This is a genomic window from Enterobacter sp. ECC-219, from assembly GCF_043966805.1.
GTDB classification, from domain to species: Bacteria; Pseudomonadota; Gammaproteobacteria; order Enterobacterales; family Enterobacteriaceae; genus Enterobacter; species Enterobacter cloacae_N.
Genome location: NZ_CP143680.1, coordinates 3,201,575 through 3,216,980, shown reverse-complemented (window position 1 = coordinate 3,216,980; position 15,406 = coordinate 3,201,575). Strand labels below are relative to the sequence as shown.

The 15,406-nt window shown below is 56.5% G+C and carries 13 protein-coding genes; 5 read left to right on the top strand and 8 right to left on the bottom strand.

Going from position 1 to position 15,406, the window contains the following annotated elements:
* Positions 1-11: 11 nt before the first annotated feature.
* Genes V1603_RS15240 through V1603_RS15220 form a run of 5 tightly spaced genes read right to left on the bottom strand, consistent with a single transcriptional unit; the run spans position 12 to position 4,739 of the window.
* On the bottom strand, positions 12-1,169 hold the full coding sequence (locus V1603_RS15240; protein ID WP_395312893.1) for a branched-chain amino acid ABC transporter substrate-binding protein: 1,158 nt from the start codon (positions 1,167-1,169) through the stop codon (positions 12-14).
* 28 nt (positions 1,170-1,197) lie between these two features.
* Positions 1,198-1,917 carry an ABC transporter ATP-binding protein gene (locus V1603_RS15235; RefSeq protein WP_302218283.1) on the bottom strand — a complete coding sequence of 240 codons (720 nt, stop codon included), beginning with the start codon at positions 1,915-1,917 and terminating at the stop codon, positions 1,198-1,200.
* A complete protein-coding gene (locus tag V1603_RS15230; RefSeq protein WP_395312892.1) occupies positions 1,910-2,677 on the bottom strand; it encodes an ABC transporter ATP-binding protein in 768 nt (255 codons plus the stop codon). Before V1603_RS15230 ends, V1603_RS15235 begins: the two co-directional genes overlap by 8 nt.
* Positions 2,674-3,780 (bottom strand): branched-chain amino acid ABC transporter permease, encoded by a 1,107-nt coding sequence (locus V1603_RS15225; protein ID WP_395312891.1) that lies wholly within the window; start codon positions 3,778-3,780, stop codon positions 2,674-2,676. The genes V1603_RS15230 and V1603_RS15225 overlap by 4 nt, the downstream gene beginning before the upstream one ends.
* Before the next feature lie 8 nt (positions 3,781-3,788).
* Entirely contained in the window at positions 3,789-4,739 is a 951-nt protein-coding gene (locus V1603_RS15220; protein WP_395312890.1) for a branched-chain amino acid ABC transporter permease, read from the bottom strand.
* 170 nt (positions 4,740-4,909) lie between these two features.
* On the opposite strand from V1603_RS15220, the gene V1603_RS15215 reads away from it, so the two are divergent.
* On the top strand, positions 4,910-5,854 hold the full coding sequence (locus V1603_RS15215; RefSeq protein ID WP_116339731.1) for a LysR substrate-binding domain-containing protein: 945 nt from the start codon (positions 4,910-4,912) through the stop codon (positions 5,852-5,854).
* 49 nt (positions 5,855-5,903) lie between these two features.
* Here the strand turns inward: V1603_RS15215 and V1603_RS15210 are convergent, their stop codons facing one another.
* Both V1603_RS15210 and yddG read right to left on the bottom strand, forming a co-directional pair.
* The gene (locus V1603_RS15210; RefSeq protein WP_061098128.1) at positions 5,904-7,013 is read right to left on the bottom strand and encodes a porin OmpC; all 1,110 of its coding nucleotides are present in this window, start codon (positions 7,011-7,013) and stop codon (positions 5,904-5,906) included.
* Positions 7,014-7,489: 476 nt separating this feature from the next.
* The gene (gene yddG, locus V1603_RS15205; RefSeq protein ID WP_116339733.1) at positions 7,490-8,368 is read right to left on the bottom strand and encodes an aromatic amino acid DMT transporter YddG; all 879 of its coding nucleotides are present in this window, start codon (positions 8,366-8,368) and stop codon (positions 7,490-7,492) included.
* A gap of 220 nt (positions 8,369-8,588) precedes the next feature.
* Between yddG and fdnG the strand changes: the two genes are divergently transcribed.
* From fdnG to fdnI, 3 genes are read left to right on the top strand one after another with little or no spacing between them, the layout of a single operon-like run.
* Positions 8,589-11,636, top strand: a complete 3,048-nt coding sequence (gene fdnG, locus V1603_RS15200; protein WP_395312889.1) for a formate dehydrogenase-N subunit alpha — start codon at positions 8,589-8,591, stop codon at positions 11,634-11,636.
* A gap of 11 nt (positions 11,637-11,647) precedes the next feature.
* Positions 11,648-12,532, top strand: coding sequence for a formate dehydrogenase subunit beta (fdxH, locus tag V1603_RS15195; RefSeq protein ID WP_166711265.1), 885 nt, complete (start codon positions 11,648-11,650; stop codon positions 12,530-12,532).
* Positions 12,525-13,181 carry a formate dehydrogenase-N subunit gamma gene (gene fdnI / locus V1603_RS15190; RefSeq protein ID WP_080329188.1) on the top strand — a complete coding sequence of 219 codons (657 nt, stop codon included), beginning with the start codon at positions 12,525-12,527 and terminating at the stop codon, positions 13,179-13,181. Before fdxH ends, fdnI begins: the two co-directional genes overlap by 8 nt.
* 60 nt (positions 13,182-13,241) lie before the next feature.
* On the opposite strand, the gene ppk2 is transcribed toward fdnI, so the two are convergent.
* Complete coding sequence (gene ppk2 / locus V1603_RS15185; RefSeq protein WP_080329185.1) at positions 13,242-14,060, bottom strand: polyphosphate kinase 2; 819 nt, start codon at positions 14,058-14,060, stop codon at positions 13,242-13,244.
* 165 nt (positions 14,061-14,225) lie between these two features.
* Between ppk2 and araJ the strand changes: the two genes are divergently transcribed.
* Positions 14,226-15,401 (top strand): MFS transporter AraJ, encoded by a 1,176-nt coding sequence (gene araJ, locus V1603_RS15180; RefSeq protein WP_116339739.1) that lies wholly within the window; start codon positions 14,226-14,228, stop codon positions 15,399-15,401.
* Positions 15,402-15,406 lie beyond the last annotated feature (5 nt).

The following is a 15,406-nucleotide window of genomic DNA, read 5'->3' as shown; positions in this document are numbered from 1 at the left end:
CCCTCACTGCGTTACTTCGCTTTTGCCCCACCCAGCACGGTCTGCGGCTGCCATTTGCCATCGACAACTTTGTAAACGGTGAAAGACGGCGATTTCAGGTTACCTTCTTTATCAAACGCGATCTGTCCGGTGACGCCGGCGTAGCTGATGGCGCGCAGGGCGGGCAGATAGTCGGACGGCTCAACGGAGTCTGCTTTTTCCATCGCCGCAACCAGCACGCGGGTAGCGTCATAGGCGAACGGGGCGTGCAGTTCGATATGGGTGTGGTAGCGTGACTGGTACGCCTGTTCGAACACTTTACCGCCCGGCATCTGCTCAACCGGCAGGCCTGGTTCGAGGGCGACCACGCCTTCGCCTTCTTTCTGCGCCAGCTGCAGGAACGTCTGGCTGACAAATCCGCCTGCGCCCATCAGGGTGGCGTTCATGCCCAGCTGTTTGATACGACGCGCCAGCGGTGCGGCCTGGCTGTCGACGCCGCCGAAGAAGATCAGATCGGCGTTTTTACTCCGGATAGCGGTCAGCACGGCGCTGAAGTCCACCGTTTTGTCATCCACATACTGACGATCGACAACCTTCACGCCCTGCGCTTCAAGCGATTTAATAAACTGGTCCGCCAGACCCTGACCAAAGGCGGTACGGTCGTCGATCACCGCAATGCGTTTGGCTTTCAGCGCGTTGACCGCGTACTGGCCGGCGAGCTGGCCGCCGTCATCGTCGTGGCCCATCACGCGGAAGCTGGTGTCAAAACCCTGTTTGGTATAGGCATGGCCGGTTGCGACCGGTGCCACCTGGGCGATGCCCGCATCGTGATAAATGCGGGCCGCAGGAATGCTGGTGCCGGTGTTCCAGTGGCCGACCACGCCCGCCACGCCGCTATCCACCAGACGCTGCGCGACGGCTACGGCAGTGCGCGGGTCTGACTGATCGTCTTCGGACTGCAGTTTGAAGGTTACCGCTTTGCCGCCGATGGTCGGGTGCTGCTTGTTGATGTCATCGATAGCCAGCTGCGCGCCGTTTTCCAGATCTTTACCGATACGGGCGGACGGGCCGGTGAGCGGGCCTGCCAGACCGATAACCACGGTTTCCCCTTCGGCTGCCCAAGCTGCCGTCGAGGCAAAGCTGCCGAGGAGGATAGCGGCGCTGAGCGCACTGATTTTTACTGTTTTCATTGTATTTCCCTGATGTTGGCTGGTGTTGTTAAATGGGCATTTCGCCCAAATAAATCTGTGCAATCTGGTCGTCATTGAGCAGCGCTTTCGATTCGCCATGATGAACAATGCTGCCGCTGTCCATGACCCACGCGCTGTCGGTGACTTCCAGCGCGAGACGGGCGTTTTGTTCGATGAGCAGCAGGGCAACGCCGCGCTCGCGCAGGTCGGCGATGACGGAAAAAATGTTATCTACCATCTTCGGCGCAAGGCCCATCGAGGGTTCGTCGAGGATCAACAGCCGCGGGTGACTGAGCAGGGCACGGTTAAGGGCCAGCAGCTGTTGCTCACCGCCGGACAGCAGGCCGGCAAGCTGATGCTGACGTTCGCCCAGACGCGGGAAGCGCTCGAAAATCTCGTTTATCTCGCGCTTGATGGTGACAGTGTCACGCCTGAGCCAGGCGCCCATCTGCAGATTTTCCAGTACCGTCATGCGGGAGAAGATCCCGCGTCCCTCCGGGACCATGACCAGACCGTCGCGGAGCAGGGCTTCGGGGCTGTGTTTACGTACCGCTTTACCGCTGAATTCAATGCTGCCGCTAAAGCTTTCCAGCCCGGTAACGGCGCGCACGGTGGAGCTTTTCCCCGCGCCGTTAGCGCCGATCAGCGTAGCCTGTTCGCCCTCGTGAAGGGTAAAGGAGACATCGCGTACGGCCTGAATGCCGCCGTAATGCACGTCCAGACGTTCTACCTTCAGTAATTCAGACATGGCCGTTGCCTCCAAGCCAGGCGGCGATCACCGCCGGGTCGCGACGCACGCTTTCCGGCGTGCCGGTGGCGAGCGTTTTGCCGTAATCGAGCACCGTCAGACGGTCGCAGATGCCCATCACCAGCTTGACGTCATGCTCAATCATCAGCAGGGTTTTACCGTCATCCCGAATACGGGTAAGTAGTTCGCCAAGCGCCACTTTTTCCGCCGCGTTCATCCCGGCGGCGGGTTCGTCCAGCGCCAGCAGCAGCGGTTCCGTTGCCAGCGCGCGGGCAATTTCGAGACGGCGCTGGTGACCATAGGCCAGATCGCGGGCGCGGTAGTGGGCGAACTTCGCAATACCGGTGTACTCCAGCCAGTGCCAGGCCAGCTCCCGGGTCTGCCTCTCTTCCTCGCGTGCACGCCTGTGGCGGCTCAGCGCGGCCCACAGACCGTTACGGGTGCGCACGTGGCGGCCCACCATCACGTTTTCCAGCACCGACATGTCGCTAAAGAGGCGCACGTTCTGAAAGGTGCGCGCAATCCCGGCGGCGGTAACTTTCTCAATGTGCTTCGGGAAATAGGGCTTATCGGCAATAGAAAACTCACCGCTGTCCGCCGGATAAAGCCCGGTGATCAGGTTAAAGCAGGTGGTTTTTCCCGCCCCGTTAGGGCCGATGAGTCCGTAGATCTCACCCTTATTTACGGAGAGCGAAACGTCGTCCACGGCGGTAAGGCCGCCGAAGCGTTTTGACATATTACGCACGGTTAACAGACTCATGTATTCACCTCCTTGTGGCGTACCGGCCAGATCCCGGCAGGGCGCACCAGCATGACCAGTACCAGCGCCAGGCCGTAGAAAAGCTGACGCAACACTTCCGGGTCAATCAGTACCGTGCCGAACAGCGCCTGCTGTATCGGGGCTGCCTGGCTGCGCAGCAGTTCCGGCAGGGCGGTAAGCAGTACCGCGCCGAGGATCACGCCGGGAATGTGCCCCATACCGCCCAGCACCACCATCGCCAGCACGGCAATGGATTCCTGTAACGTGAAGGATTCCGGGGAGACAAAGCCCTGAAACGCGCCGAACAGGGCGCCCGCCACGCCACCAAAAGAGGCGCCCATCGCAAAGGCCAGCAGCTTGTAGTTACGCACGTTGATGCCCATCGCGCGGGCCACATCCTCGTCTTCACGGATGGCGTGCCAGGCGCGGCCAATACGCGAGTGCTGCAGGCGCAGGCAGACAACAATAATCGCCACAATGACCAGCATCAGCAGGTAGTACCACAGCCACAGGGCAGGCACTTTGAAACCAAACCAGTGGTATACGCCGCTGAACTTCAGGCCGAACAGATTCAGCGTATCCACCCCGGTAATGCCCTTTGCACCATTGGTGATGTTCACCGGACGGTCGAGGTTACGCATCAGGATGCGGATAATTTCCCCAAATCCGAGGGTCACTATCGCCAGGTAGTCGCCACGCAGCTTCAGCGTGGGAGCACCCAGTAAAATGCCGCAGACTGCGGCAACAAGCGCAGCCAGCGGAATAATCAACAGATATGACGTGTGCAGCCCGTCCGGGAACCAGACGCCGAGGAGAGGAAATACCTCCAGCAAATGTGGCGAGGCCATTAGCGCAGCGAGGTAAGCCCCGACCGCGTAAAAGGCGATAAACCCCATATCCAGCAGGCCGGTATAGCCCACCACAATATTGAGCCCCAGCGCCAGCATGATGTAGAGCAGGGCGAAGTCGATAACGCGCACCCAGTAGTTGCCGCCCAGCTGCGTGGCTACCATGGGGGCAACCAGCAGCGCAAGGCAGAACAGGCTCATGCCTGACCAGAATTTGCGCGTCGTTGCCCGGGTCTGGAGTTGAAGTGTTGTCATGGTATTCCTTACGCTCTGTGCGCCATGCGCTCGCCCAGCAGGCCAGCCGGACGGAAGACCAGCACCAGGATCAGCACCATAAAGGCAAAGACGTCCTGATAGTTGCTGCCAAATACGCCATCGGTTAGTTCACCCAGGTAACCTGCGCCCAGCGCTTCGATAATACCGAGCAGGATGCCGCCAACCATTGCGCCACGAATGTTGCCAATGCCCCCCAGTACGGCGGCGGTAAAGGCTTTAATCCCGGGCAAAAAGCCCATCGAGAAGCTGGCGTTGCCGTAGTTGCTCGCCATCATCACGCCTGCCAGCGCGGCAAATACGCCACCAATGGCAAACGTCAGGGTAATAATGGCGTTTGGGTTAACCCCCATCAGCGTGGCCACGCGTGGGTTTTCCGCAACGGCGCGCATGCCGCGCCCCAGGCGGGTGTATTCCACCAGCAGCCACAGCCCAGTCATTACCGCCAGCGCCAGGACAACGGTGACGATACCGGTGACGGTGACGATGGCAGGAGGATGCGCTTCGCTGCCGGATGTGACGGCGATAGGGGCCATCGGCAGGATCTGCGGGAACATCAGCGGGTTGCGTGTCCAGATAATCATCGCCAGGGTTTGCAGCAGGACGGAGACGCCGATACCCGAGATCAGCGGCGCCAGGCGCGGGGCATTGCGCAGCCGGCGGTAGGCAAAGCGCTCAACGGCCATGGCCAGCAGGGCGCAGACGGCCATCGCAATCACCAGGGCAACGCCAAGCTGCAACAGCAGCGGCATGTGCGGAAAGGTGGCGTTCAGGGCGTTAATGGCGGAAAGCGTGGTGAGCGCCCCGACCATCAGAATATCGCCGTGAGCGAAGTTAATAATGCGCAAGATGCCATACACCATGGTATAGCCCAGCGCGATCAGCGCGTAAATGCTTCCCAGCATCACGCCGTTGATCAGTTGTTGTATGAGTGTATCCAACGTTTGTACCCGCAAAGAGCTTCTTCTGCGGCTACCATCCGATAAATGAATTAAATTGTAAAATACACATATATTATTTCTTATGATAAACCGATATTGCTTTATCTGGATGATTTATATAAAGATAGTGTAAGCCTGTTTTTGGCGGATAAGCCTAAAGAAATCAATATATGAATAAAACAGAACAATTAGCGGATGCGTCTGCTTATGCAGACAGTCGCCTGGCAAACGATCCACCGCTTCGGGCCGTACGTGCCTTTGAGGCCATTGCCCGGCTGGGCAGCGTCACGCTGGCCGCGCAGGAACTTGAGATCTCACCGTCGGCTGTCAGCCATCAGCTCAAGGTGCTCGAAGGCTATCTGCAAATGCCACTGACGGAGCGTCAGGGGCGAAGGCTGGTGCTGAGCCAGCACGGACGTGAATACTATCGCTCGATCCGTGCGGCGTTTAACGTGCTGCGCCAGGCAACGGAGCATCTGGCTGAGCAGGCGCAAACGCGTCAGGTCACCATCAGCCTGATCCCGCTCTTTGGCATGGGGTGGTTTATCCCGCGTCTGCCTGCTTTTATGCGCGCGAATCCGCAGACCGAGATCAACGTAGTGTATGCCAACCATCGTAACTATCTGAGCGATGCGTCGGATATGTCGATTCGTTTTGGTAACGGTCAGTGGGCGGGCTATCAAAGTGAAAAGCTAATTTCCGGACAGATGGTGCCGGTGTGCAGCCGCACGTTTTTGCGTATTCATGGCCATATCGACACGCCTGAGCAGCTGCTGCAAATGCCGCTGCTGCATGATGAAGAGCGCACCACGTGGGCGCAGTGGTTTCTGTTGCAGGGGGTAAAACGTCCTCTCCGGCGCAGCGGCCCTCTGTTTGAAGACGGGCTGTTGACGCTGGCAGGTGTGCAGGCTGGGCTGGGCTGCGCGTTAATGCGCGAGCCGCTGATCGCACCTTACCTGGAGAGCGGTGAGCTGGTGAAGATATTTGACCTACCCATCGATGACGGGCGCGACTATCACCTCTGCGTACGTACAGATTCAGAGATGACCGAGGACGGTAAGCTGCTGCAAAACTGGCTTCGCAGGGCTGCGGGCGGGGAGTCGTCTGCGGGGTAAAGATAAGAAAAAAGCCAGCTTATTCAGCTGGCTTTTGTACAAACAAGGTTTAGAACTGGTAGGTCAGACCCAGCGCAACGATGTTGTCGGTACCGATACCTGCCTGGCGAGTGAACTGGTTATCGTCCAGCAGGTTGATTTTGTAATCCACGTAGGTGGACATGTTTTTGTTAAAATAGTAGGTCGTGCCAACATCGATGTATTTAACCAGATCCTGGTCGCCGAAGTTCTCGATGTCTTTACCTTTAGACTGCAGGTAAGCAATGGATGGACGCAGGCCAAAGTCGAACTGGTACTGAGCCACAACTTCGAAGTTTTGCGCCTTGTTTGCGAAACCGTAAATGTCGCTGCGGTTGCCGTTAGAGGTACCGAAGCGGGTCGCGTTGTAGGTCTGAGAGTACTGCGCGGCAAGGTAGATATTGTTCGCGTCGTACTTCACGCCGCCGCTGTACACTTCAGCGCGGTCGCCCTCACCGTATACGCCAGCCGCATTCTGGTCAGCGGTACGTTTGGAGGAGGACATTGCCCCCCCAACGCTGAAGCCTTCACCCAGATCGTAAGTCAGGGATGCGCCGTAGCCGTCGCCGTTCTGGTTCAGCAGGCTGCGGCCGTTGGTGTTTTCACCGCTTACGCTGCCGTTTTTACCCTGGTACTGCAGGGCAAAGTTCAGGCCGTCAACCAGACCGAAGAAGTCCTGGTTACGGTATGTTGCTACGCCGTTTGCACGAGACTGCAGGAAGTTGTCTGCGCCGTAGGTGTCTCCGCCGAATTCTGGCAGAACGTCGGTCCAGGAGGTCACGTCGTAAATCACGCCGTAGTTACGACCGTAATCGAATGAACCGGCTTCAGCGAACTTCAGACCTGCGAAGGCTACACGGGTCCAGGACTGGTTGTCGCCTTCGTCTTTGTTACCCTGAATCTGGTATTCCCACTGGCCGTAGCCGGAAAGCTGGTCGTTAACCTGGGTTTCACCCTTGAAGCCGATACGCATGTAGGTTTTATCACCGTCTGCGCCAGCGTCATCAGAGAAATAGTGCAGACCTGTCACTTTACCGTACAGATCCAGCTTGTTACCGTCTTTGTTATAAATTTCAGCTGCGTTTACAACGCCTGCTGCCAACATGGAAGTGACTGCCACTGCAACTAATTTAAGTTTCATCTTAAATATTCCTTATAATTTTTTTTCAGTATTTCCTGAACCATTGCGAGCAATTTCTATACGAGGCTGTTCGACAACGGCGTGCTATTTTTAAAAATCTTGTCGCTGCCTTTCAATAATAAGTTTCAAAATATGAGTAATAATTTCATTTAGTGTGATCGAGATCGGGTTAATGACGCCATGATAATTTGAGGTGGCGAATATTTAATCGGTGTGGATTTATTTTTAAACGGTTCCGGAGGCGTGGACTATTGCATTTCTTACTATTAAGGACGGTAATATTCGCAGGGAAGTAGTTACGCGCAGGTGTCAGGTTATGTCAATTTAAGGTGTGTGGCATTTACGAAAGGAAGATAATATAAACAGAACCTAAACGATCTCACTAATGTTCAGATTAATATTTTCTGGTGCGATCACATATTAAATTTATGTTAATTTTCTGCCGGGTTTAATCACACCCGGCAGAAATCTGGACGCTATTTCCGGGTGGCGTACCAGCAGAGCAATGACCCGGCGCAGACCATCAGTGCGCCCTGCCAGAACGAGAAAGAGAGGGGAGAACTCAGCAGCACGGCAGCAAGCGCGGCAGAGAGAACGGGAGTAAAATAGGACACGGCAGCGAGGACCGTAACGTTACCGTGCAGAATGCCAATATTCCATGCGGCATAGCCAAACCCAAGCGCGATACCGCACATAACGAGCTTCACGATAACCGGAAAACTGAACACCATTTCCGGCTGATCGCTCAGAGAATATTTCACCCAAAGGCTGAGCGCAGTTAACAAAACAAAGAGGGTAATACCGTTTTGGCCTCTGGCAAATTTAGCGGTTACCGTGCAGTAAGCGGCCCAGATAAATGCCCCCGCAAAGGCCAGCGCATAGCTGAGCGGGTTCGAGACGATATTGCGGGTTATTTCATCAATATGTAGCCCTTGCTCACCGCCTAATACCCAACACACGCCGAGCAGCGCGATAGCTAACCCGGGAATGACCCACAGCGTTGATTTCTGTCCGTTGAATAAAATAGCAAAGACGATCGTCAGGCTCGGCCAGAGATAATTTACCATACCGACTTCAATGGCCTGCGCTCGCGTGGCGGCATAGCCTAACGACAGCGCCAGGCAAATTTCGTAACTGACAAACAGTACGCTGCCTGCAATAAGATACCCGGGAGAAAAACGTTTAATATCAGGAAATCCCACCGTCACCAGGCAAAGCAATCCGCTGAGGGTATATATCATCGCCGCGCCGCCGACCGGCCCAAGCCCTTCACTCACGCTGCGAATCAGGCCCACCATGGTGCTCCACAACAGTATTGCCGCCAGTCCTGTGAGCGTTGCTCTCTTTCTGTCCATTACGTCTTCATCGCTAAAAAAACAAAGGAAAAATGTATCGCATTAATCCTGACCCTGTCGCGAATTATTCTCTCAGGCGTTTAACCCTAAAGGATTATTCAAACGCGGCAGCGGTGACTATTAAGGGGGCGAAGTCAGGCGACCTTGATTTGACGCAAAAAAAACAGGGACTTTGCTGTTAGTTTGCGGCGCGAAGTCTTATCAGATAACGAGGACAACAATGGACGTCAGCCGCAGACAATTTTTCAAAATCTGCGCGGGCGGTATGGCCGGAACCACAGCCGCAATGCTGGGATTTGCTCCCAAAATGGCGCTGGCTCAGGCACGCAACTATAAGCTGCTGCGTGCGAAAGAGATCCGTAACACCTGCACATACTGCTCCGTGGGTTGTGGGCTATTGATGTATAGCCTGGGCGATGGCGCGAAGAACGCCAGAGAAGCGATTTACCATATTGAAGGGGATCCGGATCATCCGGTGAGCCGCGGGGCACTCTGCCCGAAAGGGGCGGGCCTGCTGGACTATGTCCACAGCGAAAACCGCCTGCGCTACCCGGAATACCGCGCGCCGGGCTCCGACAAATGGCAGCGTATCTCCTGGGATGAGGCTTTCTCTCGTATTGCAAAACTGATGAAAGCCGACCGTGACGCCAACTTTATTGAAAAGAACGAGCAGGGCGTAACGGTCAACCGCTGGCTCTCTACCGGGATGCTGTGCGCATCTGCGGCAAGCAATGAAACCGGCATGCTGACACAAAAATTTGTGCGCTCTCTCGGCATGCTGGCGGTAGACAACCAGGCACGCGTCTGACACGGACCAACGGTAGCAAGTCTTGCTCCAACATTTGGTCGCGGTGCGATGACCAACCACTGGGTTGATATCAAAAACGCTAACGTCGTGGTGGTGATGGGCGGTAATGCCGCTGAAGCCCATCCGGTGGGGTTCCGCTGGGCGATGGAAGCGAAAAACAACAACGATGCGACGCTTATCGTCGTCGATCCGCGCTTTACGCGTACAGCATCTGTGGCCGATATCTATGCGCCGATTCGCTCCGGTACGGACATTACGTTCCTGTCCGGCGTGCTGCTGTACCTGATCGAAAACAACAAAATCAACGCGGAATACGTTAAGCACTACACCAACGCGAACCTGCTGGTGCGGGATGATTTTGCCTTTGATGACGGGCTGTTCAGCGGCTATGACGCTGAAAAACGCCAGTACGACAAGTCCTCGTGGAACTATCAGTTCGACGAAAACGGCTATGCGATGCGGGATGAAACCCTGACGCATCCGCGCTGCGTGTGGAACCTGCTGAAGCAGCACGTTTCCCGCTATACGCCGGACGTGGTGGAGAACATCTGCGGCACACCGAAAGCGGACTTCCTGAAGGTGTGTGAAGTGCTGGCCTCCACCAGCGCCGCCGACAGAACCACCACGTTCCTGTATGCGCTGGGCTGGACACAGCACACCGTGGGCGCGCAGAACATCCGCACCATGGCGATGATCCAACTGCTGCTCGGCAACATGGGGATGGCAGGCGGCGGCGTGAACGCGCTGCGCGGCCACTCTAACATTCAGGGCTTAACCGATCTCGGTCTGCTCTCCACCAGCCTGCCGGGCTACCTGACGCTGCCGTCTGAAAAGCAGGCCGATCTGCAAGCGTATCTTGAGGCCAATACGCCAAAAGCGACGCTGCCGGATCAGGTGAACTACTGGAGCAACTATCCGAAATTCTACGTCAGCCTGATGAAATCCTTCTACGGCGACGCAGCGCAGAAGGAGAACGACTGGGGCTTTGAGTGGTTGCCGAAGTGGGACCAGGCTTACGACGTCATCAAGTATTTCAACATGATGGATAAGGGCAACGTCACGGGCTATATCTGCCAGGGCTTCAACCCGGTGGCCTCCTTCCCGGACAAGAACAAAGTCGTTCGCAGCCTGAGCAAGCTGAAGTACATGGTGGTTATCGATCCGCTGGTGACCGAGACCTCCACCTTCTGGCAGAACCACGGGGAGTCAAACGATGTCGATCCGGCGTCGATTCAGACCGAAGTGTTCCGCCTGCCATCTACCTGCTTTGCGGAAGAAGATGGCTCTATTGCCAACTCCGGCCGCTGGCTGCAGTGGCACTGGAAAGGGCAGGACGCGCCGGGCGAAGCACGTAACGACGGCGAAATCCTGGCCGGCATTTACCATCGCCTGCGCGAAATGTACCGCACTGAAGGCGGCAAAGGCGCTGAGCCGCTGCTGAAGATGAGCTGGCACTACAAGCAGCCGGATCGTCCTGAGTCTGAGGAAGTCGCGAAAGAGAACAACGGCGTGGCGCTGGCAGATCTCTACGACGCCAACGGCAACCTGGTGGCGAAGAAAGGCCAGTTGCTGAACAGCTTCGCGCTGCTGCGTGACGACGGTACCACGGCATCATCCTGCTGGATCTACACCGGCAGCTGGACGGAGCAGGGTAACCAGATGGCGAACCGCGACAACGCTGACCCGTCAGGCCTGGGCAACACGCTGGGCTGGGCTTGGGCATGGCCGCTGAACCGTCGCGTGCTGTACAACCGTGCGTCCGCCGACGTGAACGGCAAGCCGTGGGATCCGAAACGGATGCTGATCCAGTGGAACGGGACGAAGTGGACGGGGAACGACATCCCGGACTACAACACCGCCGCGCCGGGCAGCAACACCGGGCCGTTTATCATGCAGCCGGAAGGTCTGGGACGCCTGTTCGCCCTCAACAAGCTGGCGGAAGGGCCGTTCCCGGAACACTACGAGCCGATGGAAACGCCGCTCGGCACTAACCCGCTGCACCCGAACGTGGTCTCCAGCCCGGTGGTGCGGATCTACGAAGAGGACATGCTGCGCTTAGGTAAAAAGGACAAATTCCCGTATGTCGGAACGACCTATCGCCTGACCGAGCATTTCCATACCTGGACCAAGCATGCGCGGCTTAACGCCATCGCGCAGCCGGAACAGTTTGTGGAGATCAGCGAAACGCTGGCGAAAGCGAAGGGCATTGCCAACGGCGACCGCGTGAAGGTGAGCAGCAAGCGCGGCTTTATTCGCGCGGTGGCGGTGGTCACCCGTCGTTTGCAAAGTCTGAACGTGCACGGCCAGCAGGTAGAAACTGTCGGTATCCCGCTGCACTGGGGCTTTGAGGGCGTTGCGCAAAAAGGCTACATCGCCAACACCCTGACGCCAAACGTCGGCGATTCCAACTCGCAAACGCCGGAGTACAAAGCGTTTCTGGTCAACATCGAGAAAGCGTAAGGAGCGATTAAATGGCGATGGAAACACAAGACATTATTAAACGCTCCGCGACCAACCCGATCACCCCCGCGCCCCGCGCGCGGGACTATAAGGCAGAGGTCGCCAAGCTTATCGATGTCTCCTCCTGCGTGGGCTGTAAAGCCTGCCAGGTGGCCTGTTCGGAGTGGAACGATATCCGCGACGAGGTGGGGCACTGCGTCGGGGTCTACGATAATCCGGCGGATCTGAGCGCCAAATCCTGGACGGTGATGCGCTTTAGCGAAACCGACCAGAACGGCAGGCTGGAGTGGCTCATCCGCAAAGACGGCTGCATGCACTGTGAAGATCCGGGCTGCCTGAAGGCGTGCCCGTCTGCCGGCGCGATTATTCAGTACGCCAACGGGATCGTCGACTTCCAGCAGGACAACTGCATCGGCTGCGGGTACTGCATCGCGGGCTGTCCGTTTAATGTCCCGCGCCTCAATAAAGAGGATAACCGGGTATATAAATGCACCCTGTGCGTGGACCGCGTCAGCGTCGGGCAGGAGCCTGCCTGCGTCAAGACCTGTCCCACTGGTGCTATCCACTTCGGCACCAAAAAAGAGATGCTGGACGTGGCGCAAGAGCGGGTGGACAAGCTGAAAGCGCGCGGCTACGACAAGGCGGGCATTTACAACCCGCAGGGCGTGGGCGGCACGCACGTAATGTACGTGCTCCACCATAACGATCAGCCGGAGCTGTATCATAATCTGCCGAAAGATCCGGCGATCGATACCTCCATCAACCTGTGGAAAGGGGCGCTTAAACCGCTCTCTGCGGCGGGCTTTATCGCCACCTTTGCGGGGCTGATTTATCACTACATCGGTATCGGGCCAAACAAAGAGGTGGATGACGACGAGGAGGAGCACCATGAGTAAGTCGAAAATGATTGTGCGCACAAAGTTTATCGACCGCGCCTGTCACTGGACGGTGGTGATCTGCTTCTTCCTGGTGGCGGTGTCGGGGATTTCGTTCTTCTTCCCAACGCTACAGTGGCTGACCGAAACCTTCGGTACGCCGCAAATGGGGCGCATTCTGCACCCGTTCTTCGGCGTGCTGATTTTCGTGGTGCTGATGTTTATGTTCGTGCGCTTTGTCCACCATAACATCCCGGACAAGCAGGATATCCCGTGGCTGAAAGGTATCGTCGAAGTCCTGAAGGGCAACGAGCATAAAGTCGCGAAGGTGGGCAAATACAACGCCGGACAGAAGATGATGTTCTGGACCATCATGAGCATGATTTTTGTGCTGCTGGTGACCGGGGTGATTATCTGGCGTCCGTATTTTGCGCACTATTTCCCGATCCAGGTGATTCGCTACGCGCTGCTTATCCACGCGACGTCGGCCATTATTCTGATCCACGCTATCCTGATCCATATGTATATGGCGTTCTGGGTAAAAGGGTCGATTAAAGGCATGATTGAAGGGAAGGTGAGCCGCCGCTGGGCGCAGAAACACCATCCGCGCTGGTATCGTGATGTGGAACGTCTGGAAGCGAAACAGGAAAGTACGGAAGGGATCAAGTAAGACCTGCGCCGTCGGCTTTGCCCGGCGGCGCTGCGCTTGCACGGGCCTACCCCTGCTATATCAGAACCGCTCTTCCACATACCGGAACGGATATTTTGTGGGTTTAACTTTACCAATTTTACGTTTCGGTAAATCCACCTTGTCTACGTGTATTTCTTTATAGGGGATTTGCGTCAGCAGGTGCGAAATAATATTCAGGCGCACGCGTTTTTTATCTTCTGAACGGGCCACAAACCACGGCGCCCAGGCTGTATCGGTGGCTTCAAACATGGCGTCGCGGGCGAGGGTATACTCGTCCCACAGGTTAAAAGATTTAATGTCCATGGGGGACAGCTTCCAGATTTTGCGCCCATCGTTGATGCGGTCGCGCAGGCGGCGCTCCTGCTCTTTTGGCGTCACCTCCAGCCAGTATTTCAGCAGGATAATGCCGGCATCGACCATCGCTTTTTCCATGACCGGCGTGCCGTCCAGAAATTTCTCCACCTGTTCTTCGGTACAGAATCCCATCACGCGCTCGACGCCCGCGCGGTTATACCAGCTGCGGTCGAAGATGACGATTTCGCCCGCTGAGGGCAGATGCGGCACGTAACGCTGGAAGTAGAGCTGGCTTTTTTCTTTATCGGTAGGCGCGGGAAGCGCGACGACGCGAAAGACGCGCGGGCTGACGCGCTCGGTAATCGCTTTGATGGTGCCGCCTTTACCGGCGCCGTCGCGCCCCTCAAAAACGATACACACCTTCAGTCCTTTGGCGACAACCCACTGCTGGAGCTTGACCAGTTCAACGTGCAGGCGGCGCAGCTCTTTTTCATATTCTTTAGTCTTTAGCGGAGCACTCTTTACGACTTCAACAGCGACAGGGGCTTTCTTTTTACTTCCCATAATTGTCATCCTCTGGTTGTCCGGCACGGGAAAAACGAGGCCGCACTACAAAGTGTAATCCACCTGAATTAATGGATTAATGTGTCAGCCAGCTGATTTGAACTGGCTCACCATACAAGATTGTTCAATAATGCCCGTCGCGAGTTTTTAACCTGTGGTTGCGGTATGAAAAAGACAATTTTTTCGCTGGCGCTTGGCACGTTTGGCCTGGGAATGGCTGAATTTGGCATTATGGGCGTGCTAACCGAGCTGGCGCATGACACCGGCATTTCGATTCCCTCCGCCGGGAATATGATCTCGTTTTATGCTTTCGGTGTGGTGGTTGGCGCCCCGATTGTGGCGCTGTTTTCAGGCAAGTTCTCCTTAAAAACCACGCTGCTGTTTCTGGTGGCGATGTGCGCTGTAGGCAATGCCCTGTTTACGTTTTCTACGTCGTATTTCTGGCTGGCGCTGGGGCGGCTGATTTCCGGTTTTCCGCACGGGGCCATTTTTGGCGTCGGGGCGATAATCCTCTCCAAAATTGCGCCACCGGGTAAGGTGACGGTCGCGGTGGCCGGGATGATCGCCGGTATGACCGTAGCCAACCTGGTGGGCGTGCCGCTGGGGACCTGGCTGGGGCACGCCTTTAACTGGCGCTATACCTTTTTCCTGATTGCGGTGTTCGACGCGCTGGTGATCCTCTCAGTTCTGCTCTGGGTGCCGGACATCCGCGACACGTCAGAAATCAAATTGACCGAGCAGTTCAAATTTCTGAGGAAACCTGAACCCTGGCTGATTTTTGCCGCCACGATGTTTGGTAATGCCGGGGTGTTCGCGTGGTTTAGCTTCGTTAAGCCCTTTATGGTCAATGTTTCCGGTTTTTCGGAAGGGCTGATGACGGTCATCATGATGCTGATGGGGCTTGGCATGGTGTTAGGTAATCTGCTGAGCGGTAAGCTCTCTGGCCGGTTTAGCCCGCTGCGCATTGCGGCGGCTACCGACATGGTGATTGTCGCCTCACTGCTGCTGCTTTTTGCCTTTGGCGAACTGCAAGCGGCCTCGCTGGTCATGGGCTTTATCTGCTGTGCCGGGCTGTTTGCACTCTCCGCGCCGCTGCAGATCCTGCTGCTGCAAAATGCGAAGGGCGGTGAGATGCTGGGGGCGGCAGGAGGGCAGATGGCGTTTAATCTCGGCAGTGCGATCGGTGCGTACTTCGGCGGGATGATGATTACCCTCGGCTTTAGCTGGCGTTACGTCACGCTGCCAGCGGCAATACTCTCTTTCTCGGCCATGAGCGCGCTGCTGATTTACGGTTACCTGCGGGCGAGACGGGCTCAGGCTAACGCTCGCGCGCTAGCCTGATGGGG